The 15,758-nt window shown below is 41.7% G+C and carries 18 protein-coding genes; 5 read left to right on the top strand and 13 right to left on the bottom strand.

Going from position 1 to position 15,758, the window contains the following annotated elements:
- Positions 1 to 14 precede the first annotated feature (14 nt).
- From AC6JA8_RS06480 to AC6JA8_RS06470, 3 genes are all read right to left on the bottom strand, one after another.
- Positions 15 to 956: a hypothetical protein gene (locus AC6JA8_RS06480; protein ID WP_497976321.1), complete on the bottom strand. Its 942-nt coding sequence runs from the start codon at positions 954 to 956 to the stop codon at positions 15 to 17.
- Positions 957 to 1,455: 499 nt separating this feature from the next.
- Positions 1,456 to 2,214, bottom strand: coding sequence for a VOC family protein (locus AC6JA8_RS06475; protein WP_102243033.1), 759 nt, complete (start codon positions 2,212 to 2,214; stop codon positions 1,456 to 1,458).
- A gap of 142 nt (positions 2,215 to 2,356) precedes the next feature.
- Positions 2,357 to 3,253, bottom strand: a complete 897-nt coding sequence (locus AC6JA8_RS06470) for a hypothetical protein (RefSeq protein WP_497976320.1) — start codon at positions 3,251 to 3,253, stop codon at positions 2,357 to 2,359.
- Between the two features lie 225 nt (positions 3,254 to 3,478).
- On the opposite strand from AC6JA8_RS06470, the gene AC6JA8_RS06465 reads away from it, so the two are divergent.
- Entirely contained in the window at positions 3,479 to 3,913 is a 435-nt protein-coding gene (locus tag AC6JA8_RS06465) for a hypothetical protein (RefSeq protein WP_497976319.1), read from the top strand.
- A 56-nt stretch (positions 3,914 to 3,969) separates the two neighbouring features.
- On the opposite strand, the gene AC6JA8_RS06460 is transcribed toward AC6JA8_RS06465, so the two are convergent.
- The gene (locus AC6JA8_RS06460; RefSeq protein WP_497976318.1) at positions 3,970 to 4,458 is read right to left on the bottom strand and encodes a hypothetical protein; all 489 of its coding nucleotides are present in this window, start codon (positions 4,456 to 4,458) and stop codon (positions 3,970 to 3,972) included.
- Between the two features lie 98 nt (positions 4,459 to 4,556).
- On the opposite strand from AC6JA8_RS06460, the gene AC6JA8_RS06455 reads away from it, so the two are divergent.
- The gene (locus AC6JA8_RS06455; RefSeq protein ID WP_497976317.1) at positions 4,557 to 4,952 is read left to right on the top strand and encodes a hypothetical protein; all 396 of its coding nucleotides are present in this window, start codon (positions 4,557 to 4,559) and stop codon (positions 4,950 to 4,952) included.
- The gene (locus AC6JA8_RS06450; protein WP_497976316.1) at positions 4,949 to 5,350 is read left to right on the top strand and encodes a hypothetical protein; all 402 of its coding nucleotides are present in this window, start codon (positions 4,949 to 4,951) and stop codon (positions 5,348 to 5,350) included. Before AC6JA8_RS06455 ends, AC6JA8_RS06450 begins: the two co-directional genes overlap by 4 nt.
- Here AC6JA8_RS06450 and AC6JA8_RS06445 read toward each other — a convergent pair.
- From AC6JA8_RS06445 to AC6JA8_RS06425, 5 genes are all read right to left on the bottom strand, one after another.
- Positions 5,328 to 6,131: a substrate-binding periplasmic protein gene (locus AC6JA8_RS06445; RefSeq protein WP_497976315.1), complete on the bottom strand. Its 804-nt coding sequence runs from the start codon at positions 6,129 to 6,131 to the stop codon at positions 5,328 to 5,330. The two genes, AC6JA8_RS06450 and AC6JA8_RS06445, sit on opposite strands and share 23 nt — an antisense overlap.
- Before the next feature lies 1 nt (position 6,132).
- Entirely contained in the window at positions 6,133 to 6,921 is a 789-nt protein-coding gene (locus tag AC6JA8_RS06440; protein ID WP_497976314.1) for a substrate-binding periplasmic protein, read from the bottom strand.
- 126 nt (positions 6,922 to 7,047) lie between these two features.
- The gene (locus tag AC6JA8_RS06435; RefSeq protein ID WP_497976313.1) at positions 7,048 to 7,854 is read right to left on the bottom strand and encodes a response regulator; all 807 of its coding nucleotides are present in this window, start codon (positions 7,852 to 7,854) and stop codon (positions 7,048 to 7,050) included.
- A gap of 81 nt (positions 7,855 to 7,935) precedes the next feature.
- Positions 7,936 to 8,757, bottom strand: a complete 822-nt coding sequence (fghA, locus tag AC6JA8_RS06430; RefSeq protein ID WP_497976312.1) for an S-formylglutathione hydrolase — start codon at positions 8,755 to 8,757, stop codon at positions 7,936 to 7,938.
- A 9-nt stretch (positions 8,758 to 8,766) separates the two neighbouring features.
- A complete protein-coding gene (locus tag AC6JA8_RS06425) occupies positions 8,767 to 9,876 on the bottom strand; it encodes an S-(hydroxymethyl)glutathione dehydrogenase/class III alcohol dehydrogenase (protein WP_497976311.1) in 1,110 nt (369 codons plus the stop codon).
- Positions 9,877 to 9,968: 92 nt separating this feature from the next.
- On the opposite strand from AC6JA8_RS06425, the gene AC6JA8_RS06420 reads away from it, so the two are divergent.
- Positions 9,969 to 10,868, top strand: coding sequence for a LysR family transcriptional regulator (locus AC6JA8_RS06420; RefSeq protein WP_497976310.1), 900 nt, complete (start codon positions 9,969 to 9,971; stop codon positions 10,866 to 10,868).
- Here AC6JA8_RS06420 and AC6JA8_RS06415 read toward each other — a convergent pair.
- Both AC6JA8_RS06415 and AC6JA8_RS06410 read right to left on the bottom strand, forming a co-directional pair.
- Entirely contained in the window at positions 10,825 to 11,835 is a 1,011-nt protein-coding gene (locus AC6JA8_RS06415; RefSeq protein ID WP_497976309.1) for an SGNH/GDSL hydrolase family protein, read from the bottom strand. The genes AC6JA8_RS06420 and AC6JA8_RS06415 overlap by 44 nt on opposite strands.
- Positions 11,836 to 11,900: 65 nt before the next feature.
- Positions 11,901 to 12,944 (bottom strand): alkene reductase, encoded by a 1,044-nt coding sequence (locus AC6JA8_RS06410; protein WP_497976308.1) that lies wholly within the window; start codon positions 12,942 to 12,944, stop codon positions 11,901 to 11,903.
- 194 nt (positions 12,945 to 13,138) lie between these two features.
- On the opposite strand from AC6JA8_RS06410, the gene AC6JA8_RS06405 reads away from it, so the two are divergent.
- Positions 13,139 to 14,521: an HD domain-containing phosphohydrolase gene (locus AC6JA8_RS06405; protein WP_497976307.1), complete on the top strand. Its 1,383-nt coding sequence runs from the start codon at positions 13,139 to 13,141 to the stop codon at positions 14,519 to 14,521.
- 1 nt (position 14,522) lies between these two features.
- On the opposite strand, the gene AC6JA8_RS06400 is transcribed toward AC6JA8_RS06405, so the two are convergent.
- Together AC6JA8_RS06400 and AC6JA8_RS06395 are read right to left on the bottom strand one after the other, a co-directional pair.
- Positions 14,523 to 14,957, bottom strand: coding sequence for a hypothetical protein (locus tag AC6JA8_RS06400; protein ID WP_497976306.1), 435 nt, complete (start codon positions 14,955 to 14,957; stop codon positions 14,523 to 14,525).
- 63 nt (positions 14,958 to 15,020) lie between these two features.
- Positions 15,021 to 15,704: a Dps family protein gene (locus AC6JA8_RS06395; protein WP_497976305.1), complete on the bottom strand. Its 684-nt coding sequence runs from the start codon at positions 15,702 to 15,704 to the stop codon at positions 15,021 to 15,023.
- Between the last annotated feature and the right edge of the window lie 54 nt (positions 15,705 to 15,758).

Here is a 15,758-nt window from a genome sequence, read left to right as displayed (position 1 = left end):
GCATGTTTAATTTCTTACTGATTCAAAGTTCCCATCTTAACGACCTCAAAAGCACTTCCCGGCACCTGCTTAATAGTATGCAGCTCCTGATCGTTCCAATTGTCGCTAGGCTCGCCACTGATCATCCAGCTTGCACCGTTGTCAGCGAGAATCATCCCATACTTTTTCAAAGCGCGCAGGATGACTTGTACACTCTCCGGGTAAGAAGAAATGTCATAATTAGCTTTGAGTCTCACACGCATCCCCATCGGAGGCAGAGATGGATCATTGGAGCTTCCGGCCGCGTGTCTTGCAGGATACACATAAGCATGGCGGGTTCTATTGGCCGTAAAACGAATCGCGTGGTTGATTTCTCCTTTAACCATCACTTCATCATAACGAACCAGTCCTGGGTAAATGGGAAGTCCTGCTGCATCGGCAGAAGTGTGTCCCGCTGGCCTCATTTTGTTAGATGATAAATCAAAGACAGCTCCCGACACTGCAGTCCATCCACCTTTGCCATCAGGGAAAGCACGGTAGAGTTCATACAGAAGATTGTTGTCTTTATCGACGACAATCACGTGTCTATCGCCGGAACCATTCGGTCCGCCTTGAATAGGAGCATCCGCAGGGATCGGATAAGGTCCAGGATCACTTTCTCTAGCATATTCAAAAGTCACAGGGACTTTTTTCTGATTACCAGTAACAACAATAAATGGTTGCCCATTAGGAGCACCATCCCACCACGTTCCGAAGTCCGGGTGCATAGTCGCAGTTCTTCCTAACGAATTGATATAAACATCTGAGTTAGGATCGACAGGTTCTTTTGAGATATCCTGATTCCATGGATTGTCCGATGGAAAAGGCCTCTCGGTATAAGTTGATAAAATGGTTGTCTCACCGCCTGTGCTTCCACTATCACCTACACACGACGCTAAGATTCCCGAAAAAATGAATAGTATGATTGTTTTTTTCATATCGAGAGATTAGGTTATCAAACAACGATGGGCAATGAGCACCAAATCAATCCAATTTAAGTTGGTCATAAAAATAAAAAAGCCACCCGTTAAAGGATGGCTTCTTATTGATTGTTAAGATCAAGTTCTTCAAGCTAAAACTAATCGATCGGAGCATATTAATGAACCATCTTTTACGTATTCATCAGAGTGTGGATCTTATCAATCGTAACTCTTCAAACATACTTTTTAGCTCTTAAATGACTTGAGCGTTAGCTATTCAATACACTTTCACTAACACCAACCAGACTGTTCATCTGGCCATCTTGTCTTTTAATATTGCACTCACGATGCCAACTGATAAATGAGCTTAACTCGATGATATCGCATACACACTGTTTTTTGTTGTGAGGAAATGCGACCGATTTACTGGTCTCTCTATACCAAATATCCCTTGAGCAAAACACTTTGGTCCGAGCAAGCAGTAAAAAAAGCCCCTCGCAAAGAGGGGCCTTTTTTATTATGAATTTTTCTTTTTAGTGAAATCGATCATCATGTCTTCACAACGCTGGATATGATCAGGTGTGATTTCCCAAATTTTTAGACCTTTAATTTCGTTTTCAATTTTTTCAAATAGAGCGAAATCAAGGAATGGAGTCACGTTACCACTTTGGTACTCGCGCTCTTTTTCTCCGTAAAGGCCAAGGAATGTTTTATCTCTAAACCATAACTCGCGGTTTGCTTCCTGGATTGCCAGAAGGCTATCAGCACTTGGTCTTCTTTGAACGAATTCAAAGAACATCCCACTCGATCTGATTCCCGGGTAGAACCACTCTCCACTGAAAACCTGAATCAGGTCATCGTGATCGTCTTTTAGGATTGGAGTGATGAATTGAACTCCGCGCTCAAGTGCGAATTTATGGAAAGCTAAAAGATCATTTGTTCTTAAAGCGATGTGCTGCCAAAGAGCTGCAGAGTTGTGAGAGTCAAGCATCTCTCTTACGTGAGATGGCTGAGTTAAAGGCTCTGAAGGCTGAACAACTGCGAAGATTGTTTTGTTTTTTGCTTTATCATCTGGAGCTGCCTGGCCAACTTGAACAGCAAACGTTAGTGACTGCTCACCTTGTCCTGGTACCCATTCTCTTCTTTTTTCATAAAGAAGGTTTTCTGGAGTCACTCCAAAAATAACATTGAAAGCTACGTACGCGACGTTATACAGGCGCGGTTGAAGCAGAAGTGTCATGTGGTCAACTTGAAAGTTCTGGAATGAATGTTTCATGAATATTCCTCTAGTGTAGGTCAAAATAAATTTAAAAAAGATTAGCTAAAGAATGATGACTTTTGAATGTTTTTTTAGAATTTTAGGCGTAAATGCTGCTCTTAGTAGCAACATTTTACGCCTTTTTATGAGGAAACTCAGATTATTTGCAGGTGACAAATTCGATTTCAGAAACCGCGGTCTTATTATTTAGGGTTTCTTCTGCATCCCAGATTCTTGGCTCTGACCAATCAGAGTCCACCATAACAAAATACAAGCGGTCTTTATGAGTAAATGAAGCTGCTGCCACGATCGTGTGCCCACCGCTGTTTCTCTCTCCCACTTTTCTTGGAATCCATAGGCGACCATCAATTTCTGGTTTCGTGTGTCCATACATTTCAAGTTTAAAAGGAGACTGTACCATCTTAGGCCCAATATTAAATGAAACGATGACTGGCGATCCTTGATCAAGTTGTTTCATCACATGAGCTTTCGCTGATTCGTATGTGTCTGTTTGAAATTTTTTACATTTAAAACCAAACTTCTTTCCGTACTTATCAAGGATTCCTCTAATTGAATAACGGTGAGCTGGAGTCAGGTAGTATTCATTAATAGCGTCTGCTAATAAATGAGTGCGCGTGTCTTCAGAAGAAAGAGTTTTCGCAAGCTCCCCTGTTCCTTCAAAACCAGAAAGATGAGTTTGTTGTAAGAAGCCATAGATCGCGTACGCTGTACACGTCCCACCTGCTTGCTCATAAGGATCAATGACTGTCTGAAGCTTTGAATTCTTGCGGGCAAAATCACTGGCGTCGATGTAGTAAACTTTCTTGCCTTTTTTATCCAGGTACATTTGGTAAGATTCACTGCCGTCAGAATGAATGACTTTTCCTAAAAAGGTTGCTGCCCCATTGAGTTTTTCATCATCGCTTTTTAAGGTAACTGCCGATCCAACACCAACGCTAAAAGCGCCCACTTCTTTTTTCTCATTAACTGATACGGAAATCCCAGCAGCAAAGGCCGTGGTCTGCAAAACCAAGAACAAGCATAACATCTTAACCATGGCGAACTCCTTCTAAATTAAAAAACACGATAATATATGTGCAGCCCCAACCTCTCTTCCAGAAGATAATCCTTACAAGATCTAAACTACTAAAAACAGGTCTCTTTTTAGGCTAAAAAGTGTCTAAAACTTTGACAGGGAAGCATTTTTTACATCAACGCCCCATGGGAGGGCCGAAACTTGTTACGATGGGGCATTAGGATTAATCGCACACGAGAGGGATTTATGATTGAAGGAATTGCAATGTTAACTGTTTTAGCGGGTATGGGAATTTACTTTGTTAAATCGACAGACTTGCCAAAAGATATGAAAGCAAGAAGCGAGCAAATGAGACAAGACTCTCTAAGAAATCCAGTTGCAGCTCAAAAGAAGTTCAACTTCCCGACAGCAACAACGGCCAATGCAAATGCTCTGGCAAAGACCACAAAACTTGAAGACAACACAGCTCTAAAAAAAGCTGAAGAAGCGACAAAACTTCTAGCTCAAAAGAGACTGGAAAAAATCGCTTTAATCGATAAAGAAATCGATACGCTAACATTGACGATTACTGCTCTTGAGCAAGAACTAAGAGCGAACAATGCTAGAAACGCTGAGATCCAGGCCGAAATCGATCGCCACCTTGAAACTCTGGCAAGACTTGAAGCAAGCAAAATTTCTTAAAGACCCTACACACACAACAAATAAAAAGGCCTCCCTAGTGGAGGCCTTTTTATTTTTTAATAGTAATTAACGTCTGGTCTGGGAAATTGCCTCACCTCTTTTTTTGGATAGAGGTCTTTTTCATCACCTGAATCACTCATTGGATCAATGCGCGGGTAAACAATCTTCTCCACTGACATCTTACGGGTGTTTAATGTGATAAGGAATGGCCTTTGTTCATCGATGCCGTAATGGGCCTGCTCAATAAAGCGGGCCATGTCCTTACAAATCACATTACTTTCAATAACAAAGTTCCCCGCCTTTTCATTGTAGAAATTGCGGTACTCGATCATTGCCTGAGGGTTGTTGTCATAGACGCGGTTCTTGGCACAAACAAGCATCATCTCTCTGCCATTGTGATTGGTGAGCGAATAGGCTTCAAAGCTATCAGGGATGGCCCTGACAATTTTAAGGACGATTTTTTCTTTATAGACTGGCTTAATCACTTCCAGAGCATGTGCCTTTTCGGCAAATAAACCCAACGCTAAAAATACAAGCAGTCTCATCTTCGTCCTCCTGATGTTTCTTCTGGTATAGAACGGCCGATGATTAGAAACCATAAACTTCTTGTGACAAATTCTTACTCCAGTATTATTCTCTAGGGATGATTCAAGCTATTAATCCTAAGACCACGAAAATATTTGTGACCAAATTCCTGGCCTTCTATTTGTCGTGTCTACTTTGTTACACACTCCAGACGAGTTTTGGTTTCTCACCAGTTCTGTCATCTGCTATCATTGGATTTGTGGGAAGTTTTTATTGGTTTTCTAAAGACATTGAAAAGTCCGGCATCCATGCTGTGATATATGCCGGCTCTTTTGCCGGCATGGCCCACACTGAGTACTTAAGTGGTCCAGGGCATATCTTTCTTATTTCTCTGATTGGGACAAGTCTCTATCTTTGGAGCAGACCACATCTAAGTGGTTTCGGCGGCAAGCTGGGAACAGTGGCCTTTGTGACGACGATCATTGTGATTATTATCTTGAGGAATTTATCATGAAACTCATCCTCACTTTAATTGTTTCACAAGTAGCGGCCCAACTGACCCACTCTCTGGCCCTTACTAAACATTTTGGTAGCGTGCGCGCCTCTTCATTTCTTACTTTGATGTTTATTGGACTCACTTCTTTTTTTACTGACCCGCTCATCCCGGTTCTTCAGGCCGTGTTTTTAGGTTCTTCATTCATTGGAATGACTGACCCTAAAAGACTCAACCGTTTGCAGATCGCTCTTTCAAGTATCATCTTCAGCTTTATCTTTCATTTCCTGATTCTTTATATGAAAGGTCCTGGAGGCGTTTTAGGCCTTTCGGCCTTCATTTCGTGCTTGGTTGTACACTTTATCTGGAAGACTGGTTTAAACCAGCGCCTGCGCTTTAGAAGACCTGCGCGCTACTAGTGTAGCTCGGTGGCAGTGACTCTCTGTAAACTTTCTTGCTGTAAAAATCTTTAACAATCTGATTATAACGCCCAGACTTTTTAAGAGTTTCAATCCCCAGGTTAAATTTCTTAATAAGCGCAGCGCTCTTTTGGGATTTTTTTGGCATGATCAGGCAGTACTTCGCCAGGTGAATGACTTTTTCATTGTGAGTGATTCGGTCAAAATCTTTTTGATTAAAGTTCTGGCGAACCAGGACGTATCCAACTTCTAGATCGCTAGGAACCGCCTGCACTCTACCCAAAAAAAGCATATTGAAGGTTTGCTCAACAGTCGTCACGCGATCAACTGTGATGACTTTCTTTTCTTCTGCGGCCAGAAAATCAGGCCCCATTCCTCCAAAACCTCGGGGAGCGGCAATCCTGATGTCTTTAAGATCCTTGTAATCCTTCCATTGAAGTTTGGTGGATTTTAAATGAAAGAGGACATACTTGCCCTGGTAAATAGGTTCGCTAAAAAGATAAGTCTCATCCCTTTCCGGAGTATGCACATACGCAAAGGCCCCATCGACTTCTGCATTTTTGGAAACCTGAAGAACTCTTTGCCAAGGATAAAATTCAATCTTTGCTTCAATCCCCTGAGTGGCAAAAGCCTCAGTCGTAAGATGAGAAATAATTCCGTAATGATCCAGTTTTTCTGAAATGTAAGGTGGCCATTCCCCTGCTGCCAATCTGACCACTTCTTTCCCTTGAAGAGAAAAGCAAAAAAAGACCACCAGTAGAAGAGTCATTGTTTTTTTCATCTTAATCGTATGTAAGAAGCTTTGAAGGAATAGCTTCTTTGTAAACTTTCTTCTGGTAAAAATCTTTAATGATCTGATCGTATCGCCCGCTCTTTCTTAACTGGGCAAGCCCTAGATTAAACTTCTTGATAAGCCCTTCATTCTTTTTCAAGCTCTTTGCTAAAACCAAGTGGTACTTAGCAGTTTGGATAATGTGATCATTGTGGGTCACATAACTAATTTCTTTTGCCGGAAAATTCTTTTTCAAAAGGACATAACCAACTTCCATATCAGAAGCTACGGCCTGCACTCTTCCTAAGAAGAGCATATGAAAACTTTGAATATCAGAGGCCAATCGCTCAACATGAATGACTTTCTTTTCTTCGGCCGCGATAAATTCTTTGCCCATTCCACCAAAACCACGAGTAGCTGCAATGCGGATATCTTTTAAGTCTTCATATTTATCCCATTTAAAGGGGTGGGCCTTCAAATGAAATAAAACATACTTTCCGGTATAGACAGGTTCGCTATAATAATAAAATTTTTCTCTTTCGACTGTGCGGGCATAGGCCAGAGTGCCGTCATATTCGCCTGTCTTGGAAAGTTGATACACTCGCTGCCATGGAAAAAAGGAAAGTTTCACTTCAACATCTTGAAGAGCAAAAGCTTCACTGGCAATTTGAGCGATTAATCCTTTATTTTCTAATTCTTCTGAAATGTAGGGCGACCACTCACCTGTTGTCAGGCGTACAACCTCGCGACCAAAAATTTGCGTGGTAAAAAGAAAGAGCTGTAAGATTCCTGCGAGCATAATAAATTTAGATAGTCGGCCGTACCCATTCATCGTCCTATTTTAGCCTGATTTTTGACGGAATGAATCTTAAGCTTTCCTCAATGTCCTAAGCATTATTTTAGTTATGAAGTTTCAAGTCTTTGGTTAGTTTAAATAAACTAAAACTTCGCCAAAGGTCCCATGCAACTTAAAAAAAGCTGATTTATGCCCAGGTTGACGTATGATTTGCTGACTCAGGATTTTTGAGAAACTCACCCTCCCCGTGCCTTCCAGAGCTCCCTCTAAAAGCTCTTTCCAGACCTGTAGGATTTCCGGTTCGATGTCTTTGTATTGCGTGCCCTGAACAAGGCCCGCGACTTTTAAAAAGGTTTTTCCCTTCATTAAAAGAGAAACATTGAGATGCTCATTATTGGCCATGATCGTAAAATGTGCACCAATAGATTCAAAATTCCAGAGTTCAAATTGGTTAATATTAGTAATGCTTACTTTTTCTTTAACCACCTCGCCTAACTTATCAGTAAAGGCCGCAAGCCATTTTTCATTCAAGGCCCAGCTCTCAGACTCCTCTTCTGATTTTTTCACTCCCAGGGCCTTATCAACCAGCTCTAAAAGCGACTTGCTATCAAAAGGCTTACTCAGAAAGTAGATTTTACTTTCTCTGGTCATTTCTGTGACAACCAGTTTATTGATAAATCCAGAACAAAGAATAATAGGTGTGTGAGAATTGAGTTTCGATCCTCTGACGATAGAGATGAATTCATCTCCAGTTATCACGGGCATCTTAAGATCGGTGATGATCAGGTCATACTTTTCTTTTTCGATGGCCCTCCATCCCTTCTGTGGGTGATCACAGTAATTAACTGTCGCCCCCATCTTGCTTAAGAAGTTGATATAAACGTCGCCTAATGAGACTTCGTCGTCAATGACCAGGATGGATAGTTTATTGCTCATGGAATTTATTATCCATGAAAATGCCTCTGAGACAGAAGGCCAGGAAAGTTTTGCCCTTCCTGACCTTCTTAAGATGAGAGATTAATTCAAATACTTCGCATGGTGGGCCACATGGGCCTCCATAAATGTCGAGATAAAGTAATAGCTATGATCATACCCTTCGCACAGGTTGATCTCACACTCTTGCCCAGCTTTTTGAGCAGCTTCTCTTAAATGCTCAGTTAAAAGCTCCTTGGCAAAAAACTCATCCTGTAGTCCTTGGTGAACCAGGATTTTTGCCGGGTGCTTTTTCCCGCTCATTAGAAGTTCAGTGGCATCGTATGCTGACCATGCACTCTTATCGCTTCCTAAATAGCCGTTAAACGCTTTCATTCCCCATGGTGAAACACTAGGATGAACGATAGGAGAAAACGCCGATACCGCTTTAAATTTGTCTGGATTGCGAAGTCCAAGAACTAAAGCACCATGGCCTCCCATTGAGTGGCCAAAGATCGAAACGTTTTTGACTTTAAACTCGTTGGTGATCACGTTGTAGAGATCATTTACGATATAATCATCCATTTTGTAGTGATCAGCATAACCTGGAGTTGTCGCGTTTAAATAAAAGCCAGCTCCCGAACCAAAATCGTAAGAGTCATGCTCGCCAGGAAGATTTAGTCCTCTTGGAGAAGTATCCGGTGCAATCACCATCAGCTTTTTTTCAGCTAAAAACTTTTGAGCTCCAGCTTTCGTGATGAAGTTCTCTTCCGTGCACGTTAAACCTGAAAGCCAGATCAGACAGCCCTTCACTTCACCATTAGGGATGAAAGTCGAAAACTTCATTTCCGTTTTTGTCGCTGCCGATTCGTGAGACCAGAACTCTGTTTTTCCTTCGAATGTTTTATGAGACTTTAATTGCTTCATAAGTTCTCCTTAGAAAGTCACTACACTTCTAATGCTCTTTCCTTCATGCATATAATCGAATGCTTTGTTGATGTCTTCGATTGGCATTGTGAAAGTCACCAGGTCATCAATATTGATTTCCCCTTTCATATATTTTTGAACGTAACCAGGAAGTTCAGTTCTTCCTTTGACTCCACCGAAAGCTGAACCTTTCCACACTCTTCCAGTTACCAGTTGGAATGGACGAGTTGAGATCTCTTGTCCAGCGGCCGCAACTCCGATGATTGTCGATTGTCCCCAGCCTTTATGACAACACTCAAGTGCTTGTCTCATTAGAGTCGTGTTACCAACACACTCAAAAGAGTGCTCAACACCACCGTCAGTCATCTTTACGATTTGATCAACAATTGTTCCATCGATTTCTTTTGGGTTAACAAAGTCCGTTGCTCCAAATTTTCTCGCCATTTCTTCTTTTGAATTATTGATATCAACCGCGATAATTTTTTTGGCCCCAACCATTTTTGCTCCCTGGATAACTGAAAGACCAATGCCTCCAATTCCAAAAACAGCAACGTTGTCATTTTTTTCTACCTTCGCTGTGTTTAAAACAGCTCCGATACCAGTCGTTACACCACAACCTAGTAGACAAACTTTATCTAATGGCGCTTCTTTATCAATTTTTGCCAAAGAGATTTCAGCACAAACTGTGTACTCAGCAAACGTTGATGTTCCCATATAGTGGTAGATTGGCTTGCCATCTTTTGAGAAGCGAGATGTTCCATCCGGCATCAATCCTTTTCCTTGAGTTTCGCGAATGCGCTGACAAAGATTTGTTTTTCCCGATGTACAGAATTTACAAGTTCCGCACTCTGGAGTGTAAAGAGGGATAACGTGGTCACCTTTTTTAAGTGATGTGACACCTTCTCCAACTTCTTCAACGATCCCCGCTCCTTCGTGTCCAAGGATAACCGGGAAGATCCCTTCCGGGTCTACACCTGAAAGCGTATAAGCATCCGTGTGGCAAACACCACTGGCCACGATACGAACCAGGACTTCTCCTTTTTTTGGTCCTTCTAAATCAACTGTCTCTATTTTAAGTGGCTGACCTGGGCCCCACGCTACTGCTGCTTTAACTTTCATTGTTTCCTCCCGTATAAAAAAACTTGAAAAAAGATCATACTTCCCCCATCGGGACTTGACTATCCTCTCTCTAAGAACAACACTGTTTCCCCATGGAAACAATTAAATGGATTCAGTGCATTTTAACCTTTGTAAGAGTCAGCGAGCTAGGAAGCTTCTCGAAGGCGGCAAGCTCCCTTGGAATCTCAAAATCTCATGTGAGTAAGACCATTAAGGCCTTGGAAGATGAAGTGGGAATCGCCCTTTTTTTTCGCTCAACGAGAAAAGTCCAGCTGACCAGTACCGGAGAAGAGTTCTTAAAGAACTGTCAGTCCTCGCTTCAGAACCTGGAAGCGGCCCGCGCTGAATTAATCACTCCTTCAGATAAGCCTCGTGGGCTTCTGCGTGTGACACTGGCCGGCGTTTTTGGTGAAAACTACATCGCTCCTGTTTTAATCGCCATGGCAAAAAAATATCCGGAACTCACAATTGAACTCAATTTCGACACTCGCATCGTTGACCTCATTGCTGAACGCTACGATGTCGGGATCAGAATTGGCGAGCTTTCAAACTCTTCTCTCTTCGCGCAGAAGATCGCTTCTCGTCGCGAATACGTTTGCGCGTCTCCTGAATATTTAAAAAAGCACAAGAAACCGCAAACGCTTGAGGCACTCAAAGACTACAACTGTCTCGGTGGACAAAACCAGTGGGCCTTTAAGCAAAATGGAAAAAGTAAATCCGTGACGGTTAGTGGAAATTTAAAAACAAATAATCCACGAGTGGTTTTACAAGCAGCACTTGATGGTTTGGGGATTGTGAGACTTCCAGGGTCTTATGTTTTTTCTCATATCAAAGATGGAACACTCATTGGTCTTCTTGAGGATTACAGTGAGGGGAAAAAAGATATTTGGGCCGTGACGCCAGCGAGGAATAAGCAGAATTTGAACGTCAGCACGTTTATTAATGAGCTTAAGGTGTTTTTGTCGGAGGGTTATTCGGATGTCTTATTTTAGGGCCGAATTCCTTAAAGAGAAAATCAAAATAAACCTGATGGGCCTTCTCGTTCGGATGCTGATCATTAAGCGTGATCCAGAAATCCTCTGATTTTTTCCCTTTAAAATCCTCTAAGAAATCATGAAAGTCCACTCCTTCGCTTCTTAAGATGCTATCGACTTTTTCATGAACAGAAGTGAAGTTATAGTTTTCAAGATTAAAAAAAATAGGATGAACGATAACAAACAATTCACTTTTTTGAGCTGCCGAAAAGACCTTTAGCTCTTTTACAAAAGCTTCAAAAGCGGCCAAGCGTTCAGGGGTTAATGAACTCAGGATTGTTTTAATATTTTCTTCTGAAGACTCTCTGCGCTCCATCGTATAACAGAAAAAATCAATGAGCTTACTCACTTTGCGAATTTCCCAATCATAATTGCGGGAGATCTTTTCGATAATCAGTGAAGAGTTAAAAGTCATGATGTCGTTAAGGTTAATTCCTACGATTAAAATATCAGGAGAGAGACCTCTCACTTTGTCATTGAGAATTCTTCTATACTCTGGCAAAGCTGCGGCCGGTTCAGCGGCGTTGATCACTTCAACTTTTAGTCCTTCTAGCTTCCACATCTCTTCTAACTTTGATTCAAACGTATCTTCTTCCAAAACACCAAAACCATAAGTAAACGAATCGCCGACGACGACTATACGTTTTAAGTCAGAAGCCTTTGCTCCAATTGAATAATTGTTTCTAAAACCATGATTGTTGATTGAATAAAAAACGCAGCCCGGGTTATTATTTCCAGCTCCACTGAAATAAGGCCTGCTGACTTCTGGGTTCATACACTCTAAGCGTCCGTTAGGAAGTGTAGAATAACTTTTTCCGGCGTATGTTGGAGGCAATGGTGCCCATCCATAAATGCGGATTCCAATCTCACACGCGAGAAAGACAACAAAAAGCGCAGCGGGAATTAAAAGGAGTTTTTTTAGCAAAAATGACCTCAACGTTGTGAGATCATTTTTGCATGAAAATAAATTTTGTACAAGACACTAAGTGCTTAGAGGTAATCAGTATACCCAGTTGCACCTTTAGCGTAGATCGTTTCAAAGTTCACGGGAGTCAAAGGTTGATTCTCTTTAAATTTTAAAACAAGTTTTGGGTTGGAAATGTAATTCATACCAAAAGATGCTGCTGTCGCGTGACCACTTTTGATAATTTTTTCTGCTGTTTCTTTATCAAGTTTTTCGTTGATGATGTAGGCCCCGCCAAAAGCTTTTGCCAGTTTTTCTCCTAGGTATCCAGCTCCTTGGTGCTCACGTGAAAAGACAAAGGCCAGTCTTCTTTTGGCCAGCTCTTTCATTAAATAAGTGAAAGTTGCCTCTGGGTTAGAGTCACCCATATCCTGCGAATCTCCTCTTGGAGAAATATGATAACCAACACTACCAGCATCCCATACTGTTAAAACAGCATCGACAACTTCCAGAGCTAAACGTGCTCTGTTTTCAATACTTCCACCATACTTATCAGTGCGGATATTGGTTTTATCCTGTAAAAATTGGTCTAACAGGTAGCCGTTGGCACCGTGAATTTCTACCCCATCAAAACCTGCAAGCTTCGCATTCTCTGCGCCCTTTCTATAGGCCTCTACGATTTCCGGGATCTCTGAAAGCTCCAGCGCTCTTGGAACGACATACTCTTTTTGTGGACGCACTAAACTCACATGACCTGCGGGTTTAATTGCACTCGGAGCAACCGGTTGCTTTCCATCCAAAAAGATTGGATCAGAAATCCTTCCGACGTGCCACAATTGCAAAACAATGCTTCCACCTTTTAAGTGAACAGCTTCAGTGACTTTTTTCCATCCCTCAACCTGCTCTTTCGACCAGATTCCTGGAGTGTCTGCATAGCCAACGCCCATTGGTGTAACAGAAGTGGCCTCTGAAATAATAAGTCCAGCACTCGCTCTTTGAGCGTAATACTCGGCCATCAGCTCGTTAGGAATTCTCTCCACACCGGCGCGCGCACGAGTTAAAGGGGCCATAACAATTCTATTGGCCAGCTTTAAATTTCCTAATTCGATCGGGTCAAACAGCACAGACATAAATCTTTCCTCCAGATGGTAATTGACTGCTTCAAAGAGCTATCATGAACTCAATCCATTTAAATGTAAAAACAATTAATTATCTTACGAGCACACGTCTAAGACACAAACTGGTAACTGATGCATAAAACAAGCACTTAAAAAAACCTGACTTTACTCATTTTCTCTTCTGCTATTTCCGCTATCCTGATTAAATGAAAGCACCAGAATGGCGACAGAATGTCCTCCTCGTTTCCGACGATCCAGAAATTAAAACAACCATAGCACCGGCCTTTGGTGAAGAGACGACTTTTATTGTCGTCAATAACACTGAAGAGGCCATGGAAGAACTTCACAAAGAACCAATTCATGTAATGATTCTTGATGCGAAGACCACTAATCCGTCAAAAAATTACTATGAAAAATACTATGACGACAAAGAGGAAATTCCTTTCATTGAACTTTCTCAATACGGGACACAGGTCAATAATGGGATGACTATTATTCTTCTCGTGAATAAACTTTTGGCGCGTGAAGGAGACTTTGCTCGTAAATGTGGTGCAGTTCTAATCATGGACCGCAAGGCCATTCTTATTAATCGCATGGTGTATTTAATTGGAGTTCTTCGCAAAAGAACATTTAGAACGATTGTTCTTCGCGACCTTCCTCTCAATGCTGTTTTCCCAGTAGACCTCTACCATCATCTTTCATTGAGTAACCGCTATCTGCCTTTTCTTCCAGCAGGAGTCCCTTTCTCGGAAGATAAACGGGAAAAAGTTCTTTCGGCCAATATCCGCCACCTCTATGTTGAAGAGGCCCATCTTTCATCCTTTCTTTCTTCTCTTCGAAAAAATGGTGAGGCCCTTTATTACTCAGAAAGTTTAGCTTCTATTCGCAACCAATTCCGCCAGTGGCTGATTCAGGTCTTTGACCTTTCAAGTGACGGCATGGTGGTTTTTGGGATTGAACTCTACAATAAAGGTCTCGACATCGTTTATCAGCTGGAAAAACTTATCTGCAGTTTTCCTAGTTCTTCGGCCTGTTTAGCAGAACTTCCTTATCCTCGTTGGAGCACTCTCGCCCACAGTATGAATTGCGGGGTTTACTCGCTCATTTTCTCTATTCATTGCCAGCTTGAACCACGCCATGAAATCGCTCTTGCGGCGATGATTCATAATATTGGTTTTTCTGAAATCTCACAGGAAATTATTAAGAAAAAAGAAACTGAACTCACTCCCGAAGAATTGAATGAATACAAAAAACATGTCACTTATTCACTGGAACTCTTGAGGAAAAAACTGATTCCATTCACACCTGTAATGGAAAAAATCATTATGCACCATCATGAAAATTATGATGGGACAGGTTTTCCTTCTGGGCTTGCAGGAAGAACTCTTCCCCTTCCAGTTGCACTTGTCTCGATCTTGAGCAGTTTTGATTATTTCAATACAGTGAAGCCTGGAGAAAAACCTATCTCGGTATTTGAGGCCTGGCAAAGACTTCGTGAGCATCACGGGGAATCCACTCACTTAAATATGAAGTTTCATCCCCAATTGCTTGTTATGCTCGATGATTTTTTTATGAATAATAAATTTTAAATTATCTGTTGCGGACGTCGATGTATGTTTCAGTTGAGCCGTCTTGATTGTGAAGAACTGTTAAAAGATCGGTGTCTTCATTAAAAGAGACTTCCGCCCATTTCTTTTCTTCTTCAACTTCCCCACCTCTATAAGTCACCACATCTCTTTCGTGATAAATCCACTTATCAGCTTTCATCTCGCTTTTTAAATAGATCTGAACATGGGCCAGTACTGCGCCTTCAACTTCAATGTCGTATTCATGAAGGAGTCTTTCGACGCCATCAAAAATCATTTCATTGGCACCTGTTTCATCAACAACGTACATACTGTCGCAGCCATTTTGTTCAATTGAATAATAAGTATTTTCTTCTGTGCGGTAGTCGCCGGAAAAATCCGTGCAAGCAAAAGCAGATGAGGTAAATAACGCAAGACCAAGGATAACGAGACTCTTCATGAAACTCTCCCTAAAAGTTGTGACCATTAGATGATAACAACTTTTAGGGAGGTGTAAATAAGTTTAGTGTTTAGATTTTCCCTCTGTCTCTGAATGAACGGGCTCACCGTATCCAAAAGACTTGTCATAGGTCGCCAGGTTCGCTTCTACCGGAGAAAGTGCGACTAAATGCTCAGAGACAAACCAGGTTTGCAGCTCATTTGTCCTAATGACATTACTAACCAGAAGGTCATTGGTTCCCTCATCACCACTGTCTGCCGCTTGGCGAGCAGCCTTTCTGACAAATTTTAGAATCGCTTCATGGGCATCAACTAATCGTGAAATTTGAGCAGGAACTTCCTCTCTACCTGATGGTGGCGTTTCAATTTGGGCCATCTCTGCAACGTCCTTTGCCATAGCGACACTAATTCCTCCGAGCAACTGGATTCGCTCTGCCATGAGATCGACCAGCTCGGCTTGTTCATTGTAGTGCTTATCAAATAACAGGTGAAGTTGATAAAACGTCACACCTGAAGTCTGCCAGTGACACTTTTTATATAAATCGCGCAACGTAATGGTGTCGGCCAGAATACGATTTAAATTGGTAATACTCTGCTCGCAAACCTTATCATCCAGCCCCAATGGAACGCGAAAGCGCGTACCGAATTTTTGGATTTCTCCGGCCGTTTGATTCATAACAGGTTGAGCGAGAATCGCTTCATCTGTCGTTCTTGTTTTGTTTTGAATTGAGGTTACTTGTTCTTTCATTTTACGCTCCGAGGTAAAAGTGGACGTAAGCATCCAAGAATTAAAAATGCAAAG

The sequence above is a fragment of the Bacteriovorax sp. HI3 genome, from assembly GCF_059738875.1.
This window is presented reverse-complemented; position numbering and strand designations above follow the sequence as displayed.